Here is a 15863-nt window from a genome sequence, read left to right as displayed (position 1 = left end):
ATTCCGCGCGTCGAGGTGTTATGTGTCACGGTATCTGAGTATGGTGTACTATACTCAGATATGAACCTGCCGCCTCGCTTGACCGACCATCCGACAGTGCAGGCGGTACGTGCCCGCCGTCGCCAGGAACCGGCTGGGGTGATCGACGCAGACTGGTTGCGTGAGCTGTGCCTGACCGCCGGTGCCGATGATGTGGCTTTCGCCAGCGCGGACAATCCCGAGCTGGCAAGTGAACGTGAGCATGCCGATGCGGCACTTCCCGGGACCCGCAGCTACATCAGCCTGGTTGTGCGGATGAACCGCGACAACGTGCGGTCGGTCGCGCGCAGCGTGGCCAACCAGGAATTTCACCGAACCGGCGAGCTGATCAACGAGGCTGCCCACCGAATCGCCCGCGCCTTACAGGACGCGGGTCACCGCGTGCTCAACCCCTCGGCGACCTTTCCGATGGAGATGGACCGCTACCCGGGCCGGATCTGGGTGATCGCACACAAGCCCGTCGCGGTGGCCGCCGGGCTGGGCGTGATGGGCATCCACCGCAACGTCATCCACCCGAAGTTCGGCAATTTCATCCTGCTAGCCACCATTCTCGTCGACGCGCCGGTCAGCAGTTACGGTGCACCGCTGGACTATTCGCCGTGTCTGGAATGCAAGCTGTGCGTCGCCGCCTGCCCTGTCGGCGCCATCAAGAAGGACGGCGAGTTCGACTTCGTCGCCTGCTCCGTGCACAACTATCGCGAGTTCATGGGTGGGTTCACCGATTACGTGCAGACCATCGCCGACAGCGAAGATGCCGACGACTTCCGTTCCCGCGTCACCGATTCGGAGAATGCCTCGATGTGGCAGAGCCTCTCGTTCAAACCCAACTACAAAGCCGCCTACTGCCTGGCGGTCTGCCCGGCCGGCGAAGATGTCATCGAGCCGTACCTGCAGGACCGTAAGGGGTTCATGGACCTCGTACTGCGGCCGCTCCAGGAGAAATCTGAAACCCTTTATGTGCTGCCGAATTCAGCCGCGAAGGCGCACGCGGAGCGGCGCTACCCGCACAAGCCGGTCAAGGTTGTCGACAGTGGGGTGCGCGGCCGCGCCTAATCTGGGCCGATGGTGCGCCTGCTCGGTTGGATGGGGGTAACGGGTGCGGTCGGGGCGATGACCCTCGTCCTCACCCTTGACGCCACGATCGGCGGACAGCCGTCCCGGCGTGGGCAACTGCGCGTCTCGACCGTCTCCGAATACGTATATCCCTCCGGGAGTTGGGCTTTCGAGGTGGCCGCGCTGATCGCGCTGGGAGTGTGGCTGGTGCGAGATAGCGGTGCGGAACTCGCCATCGAGTCGAGAACGTCGTAGACCCGCCACCAGCGGGCCTCATGCTCGAGCGGGGTGATCCGCTCCTGCACCAGGTCGAGGTCAGCCTGTTCCAGGGCGCGAGCCATCACCCGCAGCATCGAATACCGGCGATCGGCGTCACCGTGGCCGGCCATCGTCATGGCGCAAAGGGTGCGCACTCGCATCCGCGTCTCGCCCGCCAGCGCGAAGGTCAACGCACCGACGGCGATGTAGACCATGGTCCCGGCGATCAGCGCGGTCTCCGGCATACCGGCCAGCTCGCCGCCGATCTGCAAGCCCACCCATAGCGCCGCGCCCCACAGCGGCCAGCCCCGCCACAACCGCAACAGTCGCCGCTCGGTGTCGGTCATACCGGGCGGGAACACCACCAGGCGGTAGCGGGCCACCCCATAGCGGGCCGGATAGCCATCATAGGAACCCCAAACACGGCAAATACTCACGCATTCAGATCTACGCCGGAGCAGGCGCCGGGGCGGCGATCTCTACGGAATCCTGATGCCCGCCTGGTGAATCCTTACGCTGTTGGTCACCACGCGTGTACCTGATTCTGGGCGGTCTCCAGGCCAGCCTCGATCAGCAACTCGGTCGCGTCGGCGGCCTGCTCGCAGATCGCCGGCACCTCCGGACGTTCGGCCGCGCTGAAGGTCTCCAGCACATACGCCGCCGGATCCTTCCGGCCCGGCGGGCGGCCGATCCCGATGCGTACCCGCTGGAAGTTCTTAGTGCCCATCGAATTGGCTATCGACCGCAATCCGTTGTGGCCGCCCTCGCCGCCACCGAGCTTCAGCCTGATCCGGCCGAAGTCGATGTCGAGCTCGTCATGGATGACGATGACGTCGGCCGGCATCACCGAATAGAACGTCGCCAACGGGCCGACCTGGCGTCCCGACTCGTTCATGAAGGTGCGCGGCTTGGCCAGCACCACGGGGCGATGGCCAAGCCGACCGGTCACGATCTCTGCGCCAGAACGCTTGTGCACCTTGAACTGTGCGCCCATGCGACCGGCCAACAGATCGGCGACCATAAAGCCGAGGTTGTGCCGGGTTTTGGCGTACTGCGGACCAGGATTGCCGAGGCCGACAACCAGCAGGGGATCGGCCATTCGGGCTTACTCAGCCTTTGCGCCCTCGGCAGCCTCGGCCGCCTCAGCAGCGTCGGCGGCCTGCTCCTCGACCGACTCGCCGCCGCCCTCGGCCTCAAGCTCCTGAGCCGACGGCGCGGTGACGATGTTGACCAGCAGCAGTTCAGGATCGCTGACCAGGGTGACACCCTTGGGCAGCTCGACCTGACCGGCGGTGATCTGGGTGCCTTCTTCGGCGCCTTCGATCGATACGGTGAGGTGCTCCGGGATCGACAGCGCCTCGGCCTCGATCTCGATGGAGGTGGCGTCCTGGGTGACCAGGGTGCCGGAGGCTGCCTCCCCCTCGAGATGGACGTTCACCTCGACGGTCACCTTCTCGCCGCGACGGACGACCACCAGGTCGGCGTGCTGGATGGTGCGGCGGATCGGGTGCACGGACAGGGCCTTGGTCAGCGCCAGCTGTTCCTTGCCGTTGATGTCCAGGGCCAGCACGGCGTTGGTGCCGGAGTGGCGCAGGACGGCGGCGAAGTCACGGGCGTTGAGCTCGAGGTGCTGGGGCTCGGCGCCGTGGCCGTACAGGACTGCGGGAACCTTGCCGTCGCGGCGGGCCTGGCGCGAGGCGCCCTTGCCGGTCTTGTCCCGCACGCCGGCGGTGAGCTTGCTGGTGTTGTCTTTAGCCATTTCGGTGCTCCTGAGTTACCTTTTCCGGGGTCTTCCGCACGGAGAAGGCAGGCACCAAACAGAGGAAGCCTCGTCGATAACGGTGGCTGGACCACCCTCGCCGTGACGCGGGCCCCAGGGTAGCCGACAAGGGCCTCAGAGCGGAAATTCGGTGGCAGTGAGCTGCTCAGATAGCCGCCACAGTGCGTTCGCGGTGCGCTGGTTACTGGCCAGCGGGCTGCGCGGTGACTGGCCCGTCGGCCCCCGCATCACGAACTTGGGGCCGATGAAGCTGTTGCCGGGCAGGTGCTGGCTGGCCGCGTACAGCGTCTGGCGGGCGCCGAAGTCGGCGCTGGTGGCCAGCAGTGCGGTGGCGGTGTCCCAGACCCTGGTGCCCAGCCGGTTGCCGGTGTGGCCCTGCAGGTTGGTCGCGGAGTAGCCGGGGTGCGCGGCGTGGGACTTCACCGTCGAGCCTGCCGCGTCCAGACGCCGCTGCAGTTCGCTGGTGAACTGCAGGTTGGCCAGCTTGGACTGACCGTAGGCCAGCCACGCCGAGTACGGCCGGGCCTTCCAGTTCAGATCCTTGAGGCTGATCTTGCCGAGCAGGTGCATGAACGACGACACCGTGACCACGCGATCGGTGACCTTGGGCAGCAGCAGGTTGGTCAGCGCGAAGTGGCCGAGGTGGTTGGTGCCGATCTGGCTCTCGAACCCGTCCTTGGTCACTGCGTAGGGGACGGCCATGATGCCGGCATTGTTGATCAGGACATCGACGCTGCCCACGCCATCGGCGAATTCCTCGATCGAGGCCAGGTCCTGCAGATCGAGGCTACGCACTTCGGCATTGCCGGAGATCTCGGCTGCCGCGGCGGCGGCCTTCTCGGCGTTGCGACACGCGAGGATGACGTGTGCGCCCACGCGGGCGAGTTCGCGAGCGGTGACCAGACCCAACCCGCTGTTGGCTCCGGTGACGATGACGGTGCGTCCGGCGAACGACGGCAAATCTTGCGCGGTCCAACTCATGGCGACCACCCTAGGTTCTACTTCAGCGCGACGGTGAAGCCCTTGATGATCGACTCGACGTCATCGGATGCGGCGGCGGCCTGGTCGGCCAGCGTGGTCACGGTCAGCTGCACCAGGTAGCGCTGGAAGGTAGGCGCCGCCGTTACGGGGATGACCACCCGGTTGTAGGAATGCAGACGCTTGCCGTTGAGGTCGTAGCTGCCCTCGATCATCGAGGACGGGAACCCACCAAAGTCGGCGTTGGATGAATTCAGCTTCGTGAAATTCTTCGACACCTCGGCATCGGCGCTGGCGTGCTGGAGCGCCTCGCCCACGTCGAAGTTGCCGCTGAGCTTGAACACGATCACCATCGCCGTCGGGTAGGTGTCGTTCTTGGCGATCACTTCGGTGCCGGGGGAGAAGTTCGAGTTGGAGTACGTGGTCCAGCCCGGCGGCCGCGGCAGCGTCACGGCGATATCGGTGAGCTTGTCCAGCGGAATCTGCTCGCCCGAAACCCCCACGCTGTACAGGTATTCGGCGATCGGCTGTGGCTTGCCCGACGTGGTCGGCGCCGGCGCTGTCGTCGTCGCCGGCGTGGTCCACACCGAGGAGTAGTCCGGCGGCTTCGACCCGCACGCTGCCACGGTCATGGCCAGCGTGAGAAGCAGGGCTGCGCTCCGCGCTCTCACAGAATTTCGTTCACCGATTCGATCGGCCGGGCCAGGCGGGTCCCCTTGGGCGTGACCACGAACGGTCGCTCGATGAGGATCGGGTTGGCCGCCATGGCGTCGAGCAGCTCGTCATCGCTGGCCTCGGCGAGATTCAGCTCGTTGTAGAGCGATTCGCGCGTGCGGACCCCCGCGCGCACATCGATACCTGCATCAGCGATCAGCGTGGCGATCTCGACCCGCGAAGGCGGTGTCTTGAGATATTCAACGACGTTGGGCTCAATGCCGTTGCTGCGCAACAGGTCCAGGGTCTTGCGGGACGTGCTGCAGCGCGGGTTGTGATAAACGGTGCTGGACAATTACGCGTCCCCGTCGAAAAGGCCTGTCACTGAACCGTTTTCGAAGACCGCGCGAATCGTGCGGGCCAGCAGGGGTGCGATGGATAGCACGGTCAGCTGTGGGAACCGCTTGGCGTCGTCGATCGGAAGCGTGTTGGTGACGATCACTTCGCGCGCACCGCTGTCGGCGAGCCGCTCGCGAGCCGGATCGGACAGCACGCCATGGGTGGCGGCGATGATGACGTCCTTGGCGCCGTCGTCGTGCAGCAGCTTGACCGCGCCGGCGATCGTGCCGCCGGTGTCGATCATGTCGTCGGTCAGCACGCAGGTCTTGCCCGCCACGTCTCCGACGACCCGGTTGGACTTCACCTGGTTGGGCACCTTCGGGTCGCGGGTCTTGTGGATGAACGCCAGCGGTGTGCCGCCCAGCGCATCGGCCCACTTCTCGGCAACGCGCACCCGGCCGGAGTCCGGCGAGACCACGACGACGTTCTCGCAGTTGTAGTTGTCCCTGATGTAGCCGGTCAGCAGGGGCTGAGCCCGCATATGGTCGACGGGGCCATCGAAGAAACCCTGGATCTGGTCGGTGTGCAGGTCGACGGTCACAATGCGGTCGGCACCCGCGGTCTTGTAGAGATCGGCGACCAGGCGGGCCGAGATGGGCTCGCGGCCGCGGTGCTTCTTGTCCTGGCGGGCATACGGGTAGAACGGCAGGATCGCGGTGATCCGCTTGGCGCTGCCCCGCTTGAGCGCGTCGATCATGATCAGCTGTTCCATCAGCCACTTGTTCAGCGGCGCGGGATGGGACTGCAGGACGAAGGCGTCGCAGCCGCGCACCGATTCGTCGAAGCGGACGAAGATCTCACCATTGGCGAAGTCTCGTGCGGTCTGCGCGGTGACCTCGATGTCGAGCTCTTTGGCGACCTGTTCGGCCAGCTCCGGGTGCGCGCGGCCCGAGAAGAGCATCAGATTTTTGCGGTTGTCGGTCCAGTCCGTGCCCACTGTGTGCTGCCCTTGCCGGTCGGAGGTCGATACGGGCCAATCGTACGGTGCTACGTCGCTGGGTTACCAAAAAGGCAACATCTGGCGACGTTGATCACTCGTCCGCGTCACCCGATGCGGACTGTTTGGCCTTCTCAGCGGCCTGCGCAGACGCACTGCCGGGACGCTTGCGCAGCACCCAGTCCTCGATGGTGCGCTGCGGTCCAGCCGACACGGCCAGCGCACCCGGGGGAACGTCGTCACGCACGACAGTCCCCGCACCCGTGTAGGCGCCGTCACCGATGGTGACCGGGGCGACGAACGTGGTGTCCGAGCCGGTTCGTACGTGTGAGCCGATGGTGGTGCGGCTCTTGTTCTCGCCGTCGTAGTTGACGAACACGCTGGACGCGCCGATATTGCTGTGCTCGCCGATATCGGCGTCGCCCACATACGTCAGGTGCGGCACCTTGGTGCCGGCCCCTATCACGGCGTTCTTGGTCTCGACGAAGGCGCCGAGCTTGCCGTCCGCCCCGAGTTGCGTGCCCGGACGCAGATAGGTGAACGGGCCGACGGTGGCCCGATCGCCGATCACCGACAGTTCTCCGTGGGTGCGGATCACCGAGGCGTCGTTGCCGATTTCCATCGAGGTGAGTGTGCTGTCCGGGCCGATGGTGCACCCCGAGCCGATCGAGGTGACACCGAGCAGCTGGGTGCCGGGGGCGATGACGGTGTCGGGTCCGATCTCGACGTCGACGTCGATCCAGGTGGTGGCTGGGTCGGTGACGGTGACGCCGGCACGCTGGTGGCGTTGGATGGTCCGCCGGTTCAGCTCGGCCCCCAGCGCAGCCAGTTGCACGCGGTCGTTGACGCCGCAGACCAGCGTGGTGTCGGCGATGTGCTGGGCCCGCACCGGCAGTCCATCAGCGCGGATCAGGGCGATCGCGTCGGTGAGATAGAGCTCGCGCTGGACGTTGTCGGTGCGCAGCCGCGATAGTGCCGAGCGCAGCGCTGCGGCATCGAATGCATACAGCCCGGAGTTGATTTCGGCGACCGTGCGCTGCTCCTCGTCGGCATCGGCATGCTCGACGATCGAGATGACCGCGCCCTCTTCGTCGCGGATGATGCGGCCGTAGCCGGTGGGATCGGGCAGGGTCGTGGTCGCGATGGTCACGCCCGCGTTCCCGGCATGGGATTTCGACAGGGCGGCCAATGTCTCGCCGTTGAGAAGCGGTACATCGGCGGTGGTAACGATGACGGTGCCGGCGAAATCGTCGGGCAGCCCGGAGAGTCCGACGCTGACAGCGTGCCCGGTGCCGAGCTGTTCTTCCTGCACGACGGTGGCGACGTGGCTGCTGTCGCCGGCGACCCGGCGCACTTCGGCACTGACCTGCTCGCGGCCGTGCCCGACCACCACCACGATGTGGCTGGGTGTCAGCGCGGCTACCGCGTGCAGGGTATGGGCGAGCATGCTGCGCCCGCCGACGGTGTGCAGAACCTTGGGGGTCTTCGAGCGCATCCGGGTCCCCGACCCGGCCGCCAGAATCAGGACGGCGGCGTCGGTATGTGTGGTCACCCGAACCTCCTATGTGCTCCGTCGCCAGGACTCGAACCTGAACTATCTGAACCAAAATCAGAGGTGCTGCCGATTACACCACGACGGACTGGCTGAAATGTCCGCCTGAGACTCTAGTGCAAACCAGCAGTCTCGCCGCCGGGCAGGAGCGCAGCGACTCGGGGATAAGCTCTTAGCGTGGCAGCACCGGAGAAGGAGCCCAAGGCGCCGCGCGCCCGGATGACCGGGACCGAGCGCCGCCGTCAGCTCATCGACGTAGCCCGCACCCTGTTCGCCGAACGCGGTTACGAAGGCACCTCCATTGAGGAGATCGCCCAGCGCGCCAACGTCTCCAAGCCCGTCGTCTACGAGCATTTCGGGGGCAAAGAAGGCCTGTACGCGGTGGTCGTCGACCGTGAGATGTCGGCCCTGCTCGACGGCATCACGTCGTCGTTGACCAACAACCGCTCCCGGGTGCGGGTCGAGCGGGTGGCGCTGGCCCTGCTGACCTACGTCGAGGAGCGCACCGACGGTTTCCGCATCCTGATCCGCGACTCGCCCGCCGCGATCAGCACCGGCACCTACTCCAGCCTGCTCAACGACGCGGTCGGCCAGGTGTCCTCGATCCTGGCCGGCGATTTCGCCCGCCGTGGCCTCGACCCGGCATTGGCCCCGCTCTACGGGCAGGCCCTGGTCGGCTCGGTGTCGATGACCGCGCAGTGGTGGCTGGACACCCGAGAACCCAAGAAAGAAGTGGTGGCCGCGCACCTGGTGAACCTGACATGGAACGGGCTGACCCATCTGGAAGCCGATCCGCAGTTAGAGGGTGCATAGCAGCCCACGCTGCGATAATTGGGTACTCACGTCGCACAAACACACTGTCGGGGGATGGCAGGAGGGGGACGGCGCTGTGGTCGGCAACGGGGAGGTTCTCGACCAGGTCACGGCTCGGCTCGGCTCAGCTCAGCTCAGCTGAGCGGCGACTAGACCCGACGCGACCTGGGTCACAGCAGACGACTGAATCGCGGCCCGCTGCAACGTCTTCGGTGGTCTTGCCTAGGATGGGGGGATCATGACCGCACCGGGGCACCCGCATGTCCAGACCCCGATCGCGGGGCTGGTTGATTTGGCGCTCACCGCGCCGGCGTTCGTCGAACTGGCGCAGCGCGCCACCGAGCGTCCCGAAGAACTCACTCTGGTCGGGCCGTCCAGCGCCCAGTTGTATGCGGCCTGCGCGCTGGCCCGTGGCGGTCCACTGCTCGTGGTGACCGCAACCGGGCGCGAAGCCGACGACCTGACCGCCGAGCTGCGCGGTGTGTTCGGCGATGCGGCCGTGATGTTCCCGTCCTGGGAGACGCTGCCGCACGAGCGGCTCTCGCCCGGTGTCGACACCGTCGGCGCGCGCCTGATGGTGTTGTACCGGCTGGGCCACCCCGACGACGCCCGGCTGGGGCCGCCGCTGCGCGTCGTGGTGACGACGGTGCGCTCACTGCTGCAGCCGATGGCCCCCGATTTGGCCGATATCGAGCCGGTGACGCTGCGTGTCGGCGCGGAATTCGACTTCGATCAGCTGGTCACCCGGCTCGTTGAGCTGGCCTACAACCGCGTCGACATGGTCGGCAAGCGCGGTGAGTTCGCTGTTCGTGGCGGCATCCTCGACGTCTTCCCGCCGACAGCGGAACACCCGGTCCGGGTCGAATTCTGGGGTGACGAGGTCAGCGAGATCCGGATGTTCGCGGTCGCCGACCAACGCTCGATCACCGAGATCGACGTCGACACCGTGGTCGCGGTGCCCTGCCGCGAGCTCCTGCTGACCGAGACGGTGCGGGCCCGGGCCGCCGCGCTGATCGCGTCGCGCCCGCCCGACGACCACCACATCACCGGCAGCGTCGGCGAGATGCTGGTCAAGATCGCCGAAGGCATCCCGGTCGACGGGATGGAGGCGCTGCAGCCGGTATTGCGGCCCGATGAGCTCGCACTGCTCATCGATCACCTGCCCGCTGACACCCCGCTGCTGGTGTGCGACCCGGAGAAGGTGCGCACCCGGGCCGCCGACCTGATCAAGACCGGGCGGGAGTTCCTCGAGGCGTCGTGGTCGGTCGCCGCCATCGGCGGTGACGCTCCGATCGACGTCGAGCAGCTCGGGGGCTCCGGCTTCCGCGAGCTCGACGACGTCCGTGACGCGGCCCGTGCGAGCAACCGCCCGTGGTGGACGTTGAGCCAGCTTGCCGCCGAGGATGCCGTCGAACTCGACGTCCGTGCCGCCCCATCGGCGCGCGGGCAGCAGAGCAACGTCGATGAGATCTTCGCGATGCTGCGGGCCCACGTCCTGACCGGTGGCTATGCCGTCGTCGTCGCGCCGGGCACCGGCACCGCTCACCGGGTCGTCGAACAACTCGGTGAGCGTGACACCCCCGCGGGAATGCTCGAGCCGGGCCAGGCACCCAAAGAAGGGGTGGTCGGTGTTCTGCGGGGTCCGCTGCACGACGGCATTATCGTTGCGGGCGCCAACCTCGTGGTCATCACCGAAACCGATCTGACCGGCAACCGGGCCACCGCCCCCGAGGGCAAGCGGCTGGCTGCCAAGCGGCGCAACACCGTTGACCCGCTGGCGCTGACCGCCGGTGATCTGGTGGTGCATGACCAGCATGGGATCGGGCGTTTCGTCGAGATGGTCGAGCGGACCGTCGGCGGCGCGCGGCGCGAATACCTGGTGCTGGAGTACGCGTCCAGCAAGCGCGGCCAGGCGGCCGACAAGCTGTTTGTGCCGATGGACTCCCTGGACCAGTTGTCACGCTATGTCGGCGGCCAGGAGCCTGGTCTGAGCCGGCTCGGCGGTAGCGACTGGACCAACACAAAAACCAAGGCGCGCAAGGCAGTTCGCGAAATCGCCAGCGAGCTGGTGTCGCTCTACGCCAAGCGGCAGGCCGCGCCCGGGCACGCCTTCGGCCCGGACACCCCGTGGCAGGCCGAGATGGAGGACGCGTTCGGGTTCACCGAGACCGTCGACCAGCTGACCGCCATCCACGAGGTCAAGAGCGATATGGAGAAGCCGGTCCCGATGGACCGGGTCATCTGCGGTGACGTCGGGTACGGCAAGACCGAGATCGCGGTGCGTGCGGCGTTCAAGGCCGTGCAAGACGGCAAGCAGGTCGCGGTGCTGGTGCCCACCACTTTGCTGGCCGATCAGCATCTACAGACGTTCACCGCGCGGATGGCCGGTTTCCCGGTGACCGTGAAAGGCCTGTCGCGCTTCACCGATCCCGCGGAATCGCGCACGGTCATCGACGGGATGGCCGACGGGAGCGTGGACATCGTGATCGGCACGCACCGGCTGCTGCAGACCGCGGTGCGCTGGAAAGACCTTGGCCTGGTGATCGTCGACGAGGAACAGCGCTTCGGTGTGGAACACAAGGAGCACATCAAGAGCCTGCGCACGCATGTGGACGTACTGACCATGAGTGCCACCCCGATTCCGCGGACCCTGGAGATGAGCCTGGCCGGCATCCGGGAGATGTCCACCATCCTCACCCCGCCCGAAGAGCGCTACCCGGTGCTGACCTACGTGGGCGCGCACGACGACAAGCAGGTCGCGGCCGCGCTGCGCCGGGAGCTGCTGCGCGACGGGCAGGCCTTCTACATCCACAACCGGGTCAGCAGCATCGACGCCGCCGCGGCCCGGGTGCAGCAGTTGGTGCCCGAGGCGCGGGTGGTGGTCGCCCACGGCCAGATGCCGGAAGAGCTGTTGGAGCGCACCGTCGAAGGTTTCTGGAACCGCGAATTCGACATCCTGGTCTGCACCACCATCGTCGAGACCGGACTGGACATCTCGAACGCCAACACCCTGATCGTGGAACGTGCCGATACGTTCGGCCTGTCCCAGCTGCACCAGCTGCGCGGGCGGGTGGGCCGCAGCCGCGAGCGCGGGTACGCCTACTTCCTGTACCCGAAGGAGGCGCCCCTCACCGAGACCGCCTATGACCGGCTTGCCACCATCGCGCAGAACAACGAGCTCGGCGCGGGTATGGCAGTGGCGTTGAAGGACTTGGAGATTCGCGGCGCCGGCAATGTGCTCGGGGTCGAGCAGTCCGGTCACGTCGCCGGGGTCGGTTTCGACCTGTACGTCCGGCTGGTGGGCGAGGCGGTCGAAGCGTATCGGGCGGTTGCCGACGGCAAGACGGTCACCACCGCAGAGGAACCCAAGGATGTGCGGATCGATTTGCCGGTCGACGCCAATCTGCCGCCGGACTACATCGGCAGTGACCGGTTGCGGCTGGAGGCTTATCGCCGGCTCGCCGCCGCCGGCGACGATGCGGGCATCGTCGCGGTGGTGGAGGAGCTGACCGACCGTTACGGGCCGCTGCCCGAGCCGGCCCAGCGGTTGCTGGCGGTGGCGCGCCTGCGCCTGCTGTGCCGCAACTACGGGGTGACCGAAGTCGCTGCCACCGGAAGTGGTTCTGCGACAACGCTTCGCGTATCGCCGTTGACGCTGCCCGACTCCGCGCAGCTGCGGCTCAAGCGGGTGTACCCCGGTGCGGGCTACCGGGCGACCACGTCGACGGTGCAGGTTCCGATCCCACGGGCGGGCAGTGGGGTCGGCGCGCCCCGGATCCGGGATCTGGAACTGGTGCAGATGGTGGCCGATCTGCTTCTCGCACTTGACGGGAAACCGGCCGGCGAGCTTGATATAACGACGTTCACACCGGCCGGCGCGCAGAAGGGAGAGCGGCGGTGACCGTCATTCTCGTCGACCCGCGCCGTCCCGCGCTGGTGCCCGTCGACGCCGTCGAACTCCTGACCGGCGATGTGCAGTACACCGAGGAGATGCCGGTCATGGTGCCGTGGTCGCTGCCGTCGGCGCGCCCGGTGTACAGCGGTGCGGATGCGCCGGTGCTGCTGTCCTCCGACCGCCAGCACCCGCAGGTGCGGGCCAGGTTGGCCGCCGGCGAACGGCTGATCGCCGCGCCCGCCTCCCAGCCCGGTGAGCGGCTGGTCGACGCCGTGGCGATCATGGACAAGCTGCGCACCGCCGGGCCGTGGGAGAGCGAACAGACCCACGACTCACTGCGGCGCTACCTCCTGGAGGAGACCTACGAGCTCTTCGACGCGGTGCGCGGCGGCAATCTCAACGAGCTGCGCGACGAACTCGGAGATGTGTTACTGCAGGTGCTTTTTCACGCCCGGATCGCCGAGGAGGCGACGCAGCACGCATTCACCATCGACGATGTCGCCGACGCGCTGGTACGTAAGCTCGGTAACCGGGTGCCCGCGGTGCTGGCCGGGGAATCGATCTCGCTGCAAGACCAGCTGGCCCAGTGGGAGGAGCGCAAGGCAGCTGAAAAGATGCGCAACGGCGGCCGTTTTTCCTGCGTCGACGATGTGCCGACTTCTCAGCCGGCGTTGGCGTTGGCGCAGAAGGTGATTGCCCGGGTTTTGAGCGCTGGAGTGCCGGCACAGCTGATTCCGGCGTCGATCGTGACGGTCACGGTGGCGGCCGACAAGGATGCCGAAAACGAGCTGCGCACTGAGGTTCTGGAGTTCATGGACACCGTGCGCGCGGTCGAACGCGCGATCGCGGCGAACCGCCGCGATGCTGATGTGTCCAACCAGCTCGATGGCGCCGCGCCGCTGGGCGTGGTGAGCGCCGACGAGTGGCGCCGGCATTGGCCCGTGGTCGTCGATGAGCCCCTGGATGATCCGCTGGCGCCCGAACTGGTCTCCGGCGACGACGATCTGCTCGACGAGGTCGACGCCGTGTTCATCGACTCCGACGATGAGGAATTCGGCGTACCCGAACTGGCGGTCGAGGATGTCGATCTGGCTGAGCCGGATCAGCCGAGCAGCGTCGAACCCCAGTAGTCGCCATCGCGCAGTCCTGGCGGGATGGCGAAGATCGCGCTGCCGTTGTGGGTGATGTACTCGTTGAGCGCGTCCCGGCGGGCCAGCTCCATCTGCATCGGGATGAACTGCGTCACCGGATTACGGACGAACGCGATGAAGAACAGCCCGGCGTCCAGGTGGCCGAATCCGTCGGAGCCGTCGGTGAAATTGTAGCCACGGCGCAGAATCCGGATCCCGTTGAGATGCTGGTGCGATGCCAGCCGCACGTGGGCGTTGACATCGATCAACGGGGTGTTCTTGTTGTCGACGAGATCGAGGTTGAGCTCCTCGAATTCCTGCTTCAGCCCGTTGGGTGCACCGCTGCCCTTCTGTCGCCCGATCACCCTCTCCTGCTCTAGAAGCGTTGTGCGGTCCCATGATTCGATGCGCATCCGGATCCGGCGGCTGATCATGTAGCTGCCGCCGGTCATCCACTCCGGTCCGTCGCCCTTTGCCACCCACACCTGCTGGGCCAGGGCGTCGGTTTCGTCGGACTTGATATTGTTCGTTCCGTCCTTGAACCCGAACAGGTTTCGTGGGGTGGCCTGCTCGCGAGTGGTCGACGAGGTGCGGCCGAACCCGAGCTGGGAGTAGCGCACCGCCACCGTCCCGAAGCCGACCCGGGCCAGGTTGCGGATCGCATGCACCGCCACCTGCGGGTCGTTGGCGCACGCCTGCACGACGATATCGCCGCCGCAGCGGGCCGGGTCCATGGTCTCGTTGGGGAACTTCGGCAGGTTCTCCAGCAGTTGCGGCTTGAGGCCGGCGATACCGAACCGGTCCTTGCCGTCCTTGAGGAAGAACGTCGGGCCGAACCCGATGGTCAGCGTCAGCTGCGAAGGCGGCAGGCCCAACGCCTCACCGGTATCCGACGGCGGCGCATAGGGATTGAGCCCGATGGCACCGTCGTGGACGGCTTCTTCGCCGGCGGTCATCCGCTCGGCCATGCCCGTCCACTCCTTGAGCATGGCGACGACATCGGCTTTGGAGTCGGTCGTGACGTCGAATGTGGCGAAGTGCATCCGGTCCTGTGCGGGGGTGACGATCCCGGCCTGGTGTTCGCCGCGGAACGGCACCGGTTTGTCCAGTCCGCTGATGTGCGCGTCGGCCGCGGACGCCCGCCCGGCCAGCGCCCCGGCACCGGCCGCGCCGACCACCGCGGCTGTTACACCGGCGGCACCGAAGAGTTTGCGTCGGGACAGGCCCGCCGAAGGCGGCCGAGCCGGATTCGTCTGGTCGTCGGGGTTACTGGGGAGCGATGACACCTTGCACCTGGCTGACGTTCTTCCCGAGCGCGTCGATCGCGCGCGAGAGTTCTTGACGCTGGGGCTCGGTCACCGTGTCGTACGGCACGAAACCGTCACCCGTGCGGTATTTGGCCAGCAGCGCCTCGACGTCGGCGAAGCCCTTGTCGACCTGCTTGCCCAACTCGGCGTTACGGCTGTCGAGGATCGGGCGAATCGACGCGACCGCGGTCTGCGAACCGTCCACGTTGGCCTGGAAATCCCACAGGTCGGTGTGGCTGAAGATGTCCTCTTCGCCGCTGATCTTGCTAGCCGCGATCTCGTCGAGCAGACCCTGTGCGCCACCGGCGATCTGGGTGGAGTCGATGGTCCACCCCGGTGCTTTGACGCCGTCGTTCAGCTCCTTGACGTCGGCGACCAGCTGGTCGGCCAGCGCGTTCGCGTCCGGCTGCAGGCCGGTGACCCACAGCTGCTTCTCCAGCGCGTGGAAGCCGGTCCACTTCTGGCCGGGCTCCAGGTCAGCCTCGCGAAGGTCGATACGCGGGTCGAGGTCGTTGGGGAACGACTCGGCGACCGGCTCGATGCGCTCGTAGTAGGTGCGTGCGATCGGGTACTGCGCCTTGGCCGCCGCGACGTCACCCTTCTTGATGGCGTCGACGAACAGCTGAGTGGCCGGCACCAGCGCGTCGGTCTGGCTGTTCACGTAGCGCTTGTAGCTGTCGGCGGCTTCCTTGAACTCACCCTTCTCGTCGACCGCGACGGAGTTGCCAGTCACGGTGAAGTCGCCACGAATGCCGTCGCCGATCATGCCCGGTTTGCATGCGGTCTGATACTTGCCCGGCTCGCCAAGCTGCACGACCAGCTTGCGCTGCAGACCCGGGGAGATGTTCTCGACCTCACCCATCACTCGCTCGCCTTCGCCGTACACGTAGAACTCGGTGACCTTAGTGCCGTTGTTGGTGATCACGAAGGTGCTCGGTCCGGTCGCGGCCTGCGTGCCCGACAGCGTGCACTCGGTGTCGGAGGCGCTCACGGTGATCTCGGAGGGCGCCTTCGTGCTCGAATCCGCGGACTTGGTCTCTTTGGCCGTGCAGGCGGCCATGGAAACAC

The 15863-nt window shown here is 66.7% G+C and carries 14 protein-coding genes and 1 tRNA gene; 4 read left to right on the top strand and 11 right to left on the bottom strand.

Annotation, left to right across the window (positions count from 1 at the left end):
* Positions 1 to 60: 60 nt before the first annotated feature.
* Positions 61 to 1092 carry an epoxyqueuosine reductase gene (locus G6N13_RS03350; RefSeq protein WP_163694801.1) on the top strand — a complete coding sequence of 344 codons (1032 nt, stop codon included), beginning with the start codon at positions 61 to 63 and terminating at the stop codon, positions 1090 to 1092.
* Here G6N13_RS03350 and G6N13_RS03345 read toward each other — a convergent pair.
* From G6N13_RS03345 to G6N13_RS03305, 9 genes are all read right to left on the bottom strand, one after another.
* Positions 1089 to 1787, bottom strand: a complete 699-nt coding sequence (locus tag G6N13_RS03345) for a DUF6611 family protein (RefSeq protein WP_163694800.1) — start codon at positions 1785 to 1787, stop codon at positions 1089 to 1091. The genes G6N13_RS03350 and G6N13_RS03345 overlap by 4 nt on opposite strands.
* Before the next feature lie 86 nt (positions 1788 to 1873).
* Positions 1874 to 2449, bottom strand: a complete 576-nt coding sequence (gene pth, locus G6N13_RS03340) for an aminoacyl-tRNA hydrolase (RefSeq protein ID WP_163694799.1) — start codon at positions 2447 to 2449, stop codon at positions 1874 to 1876.
* A 6-nt stretch (positions 2450 to 2455) separates the two neighbouring features.
* Positions 2456 to 3109 (bottom strand): 50S ribosomal protein L25/general stress protein Ctc, encoded by a 654-nt coding sequence (locus tag G6N13_RS03335; RefSeq protein ID WP_163694798.1) that lies wholly within the window; start codon positions 3107 to 3109, stop codon positions 2456 to 2458.
* Positions 3110 to 3244: 135 nt separating this feature from the next.
* The gene (locus G6N13_RS03330; RefSeq protein ID WP_163694797.1) at positions 3245 to 4111 is read right to left on the bottom strand and encodes an oxidoreductase; all 867 of its coding nucleotides are present in this window, start codon (positions 4109 to 4111) and stop codon (positions 3245 to 3247) included.
* 17 nt (positions 4112 to 4128) lie between these two features.
* Entirely contained in the window at positions 4129 to 4740 is a 612-nt protein-coding gene (locus tag G6N13_RS03325; protein ID WP_163694796.1) for an LpqN/LpqT family lipoprotein, read from the bottom strand.
* Positions 4741 to 4775: 35 nt separating this feature from the next.
* Entirely contained in the window at positions 4776 to 5117 is a 342-nt protein-coding gene (arsC, locus tag G6N13_RS03320) for an arsenate reductase (glutaredoxin) (RefSeq protein ID WP_163694795.1), read from the bottom strand.
* Complete coding sequence (locus G6N13_RS03315; protein ID WP_133690815.1) at positions 5118 to 6098, bottom strand: ribose-phosphate diphosphokinase; 981 nt, start codon at positions 6096 to 6098, stop codon at positions 5118 to 5120. It abuts the gene before it with no gap.
* A gap of 94 nt (positions 6099 to 6192) precedes the next feature.
* A complete protein-coding gene (gene glmU / locus G6N13_RS03310; protein WP_235678029.1) occupies positions 6193 to 7593 on the bottom strand; it encodes a bifunctional UDP-N-acetylglucosamine diphosphorylase/glucosamine-1-phosphate N-acetyltransferase GlmU in 1401 nt (466 codons plus the stop codon).
* A gap of 73 nt (positions 7594 to 7666) precedes the next feature.
* A tRNA-Gln gene (locus tag G6N13_RS03305) sits at positions 7667 to 7738 on the bottom strand.
* Positions 7739 to 7869: 131 nt separating this feature from the next.
* Here G6N13_RS03305 and G6N13_RS03300 point away from each other — a divergent pair.
* The 3 genes from G6N13_RS03300 to G6N13_RS03290 all read left to right on the top strand — a co-directional run bounded on the left by G6N13_RS03300 (position 7870) and on the right by G6N13_RS03290 (position 13488).
* Positions 7870 to 8463: a TetR/AcrR family transcriptional regulator gene (locus G6N13_RS03300; protein WP_235678028.1), complete on the top strand. Its 594-nt coding sequence runs from the start codon at positions 7870 to 7872 to the stop codon at positions 8461 to 8463.
* A 238-nt stretch (positions 8464 to 8701) separates the two neighbouring features.
* Positions 8702 to 12364, top strand: coding sequence for a transcription-repair coupling factor (mfd, locus tag G6N13_RS03295; RefSeq protein ID WP_163694792.1), 3663 nt, complete (start codon positions 8702 to 8704; stop codon positions 12362 to 12364).
* The gene (locus G6N13_RS03290; RefSeq protein WP_163694791.1) at positions 12361 to 13488 is read left to right on the top strand and encodes a nucleoside triphosphate pyrophosphohydrolase; all 1128 of its coding nucleotides are present in this window, start codon (positions 12361 to 12363) and stop codon (positions 13486 to 13488) included. The genes mfd and G6N13_RS03290 overlap by 4 nt, the downstream gene beginning before the upstream one ends.
* On the opposite strand, the gene efeB is transcribed toward G6N13_RS03290, so the two are convergent.
* Together efeB and efeO are read right to left on the bottom strand one after the other, a co-directional pair.
* On the bottom strand, positions 13461 to 14774 hold the full coding sequence (efeB, locus tag G6N13_RS03285) for an iron uptake transporter deferrochelatase/peroxidase subunit (RefSeq protein WP_163694790.1): 1314 nt from the start codon (positions 14772 to 14774) through the stop codon (positions 13461 to 13463). The two genes, G6N13_RS03290 and efeB, sit on opposite strands and share 28 nt — an antisense overlap.
* Positions 14755 to 15855, bottom strand: a complete 1101-nt coding sequence (efeO, locus tag G6N13_RS03280) for an iron uptake system protein EfeO (protein WP_407663903.1) — start codon at positions 15853 to 15855, stop codon at positions 14755 to 14757. Before efeO ends, efeB begins: the two co-directional genes overlap by 20 nt.
* Positions 15856 to 15863: the final 8 nt, after the last annotated feature.

Origin of the sequence: Mycolicibacterium sarraceniae (assembly GCF_010731875.1) — a bacterium.
GTDB classification, from domain to species: Bacteria; Actinomycetota; Actinomycetes; order Mycobacteriales; family Mycobacteriaceae; genus Mycobacterium; species Mycobacterium sarraceniae.
This window is presented reverse-complemented; position numbering and strand designations above follow the sequence as displayed.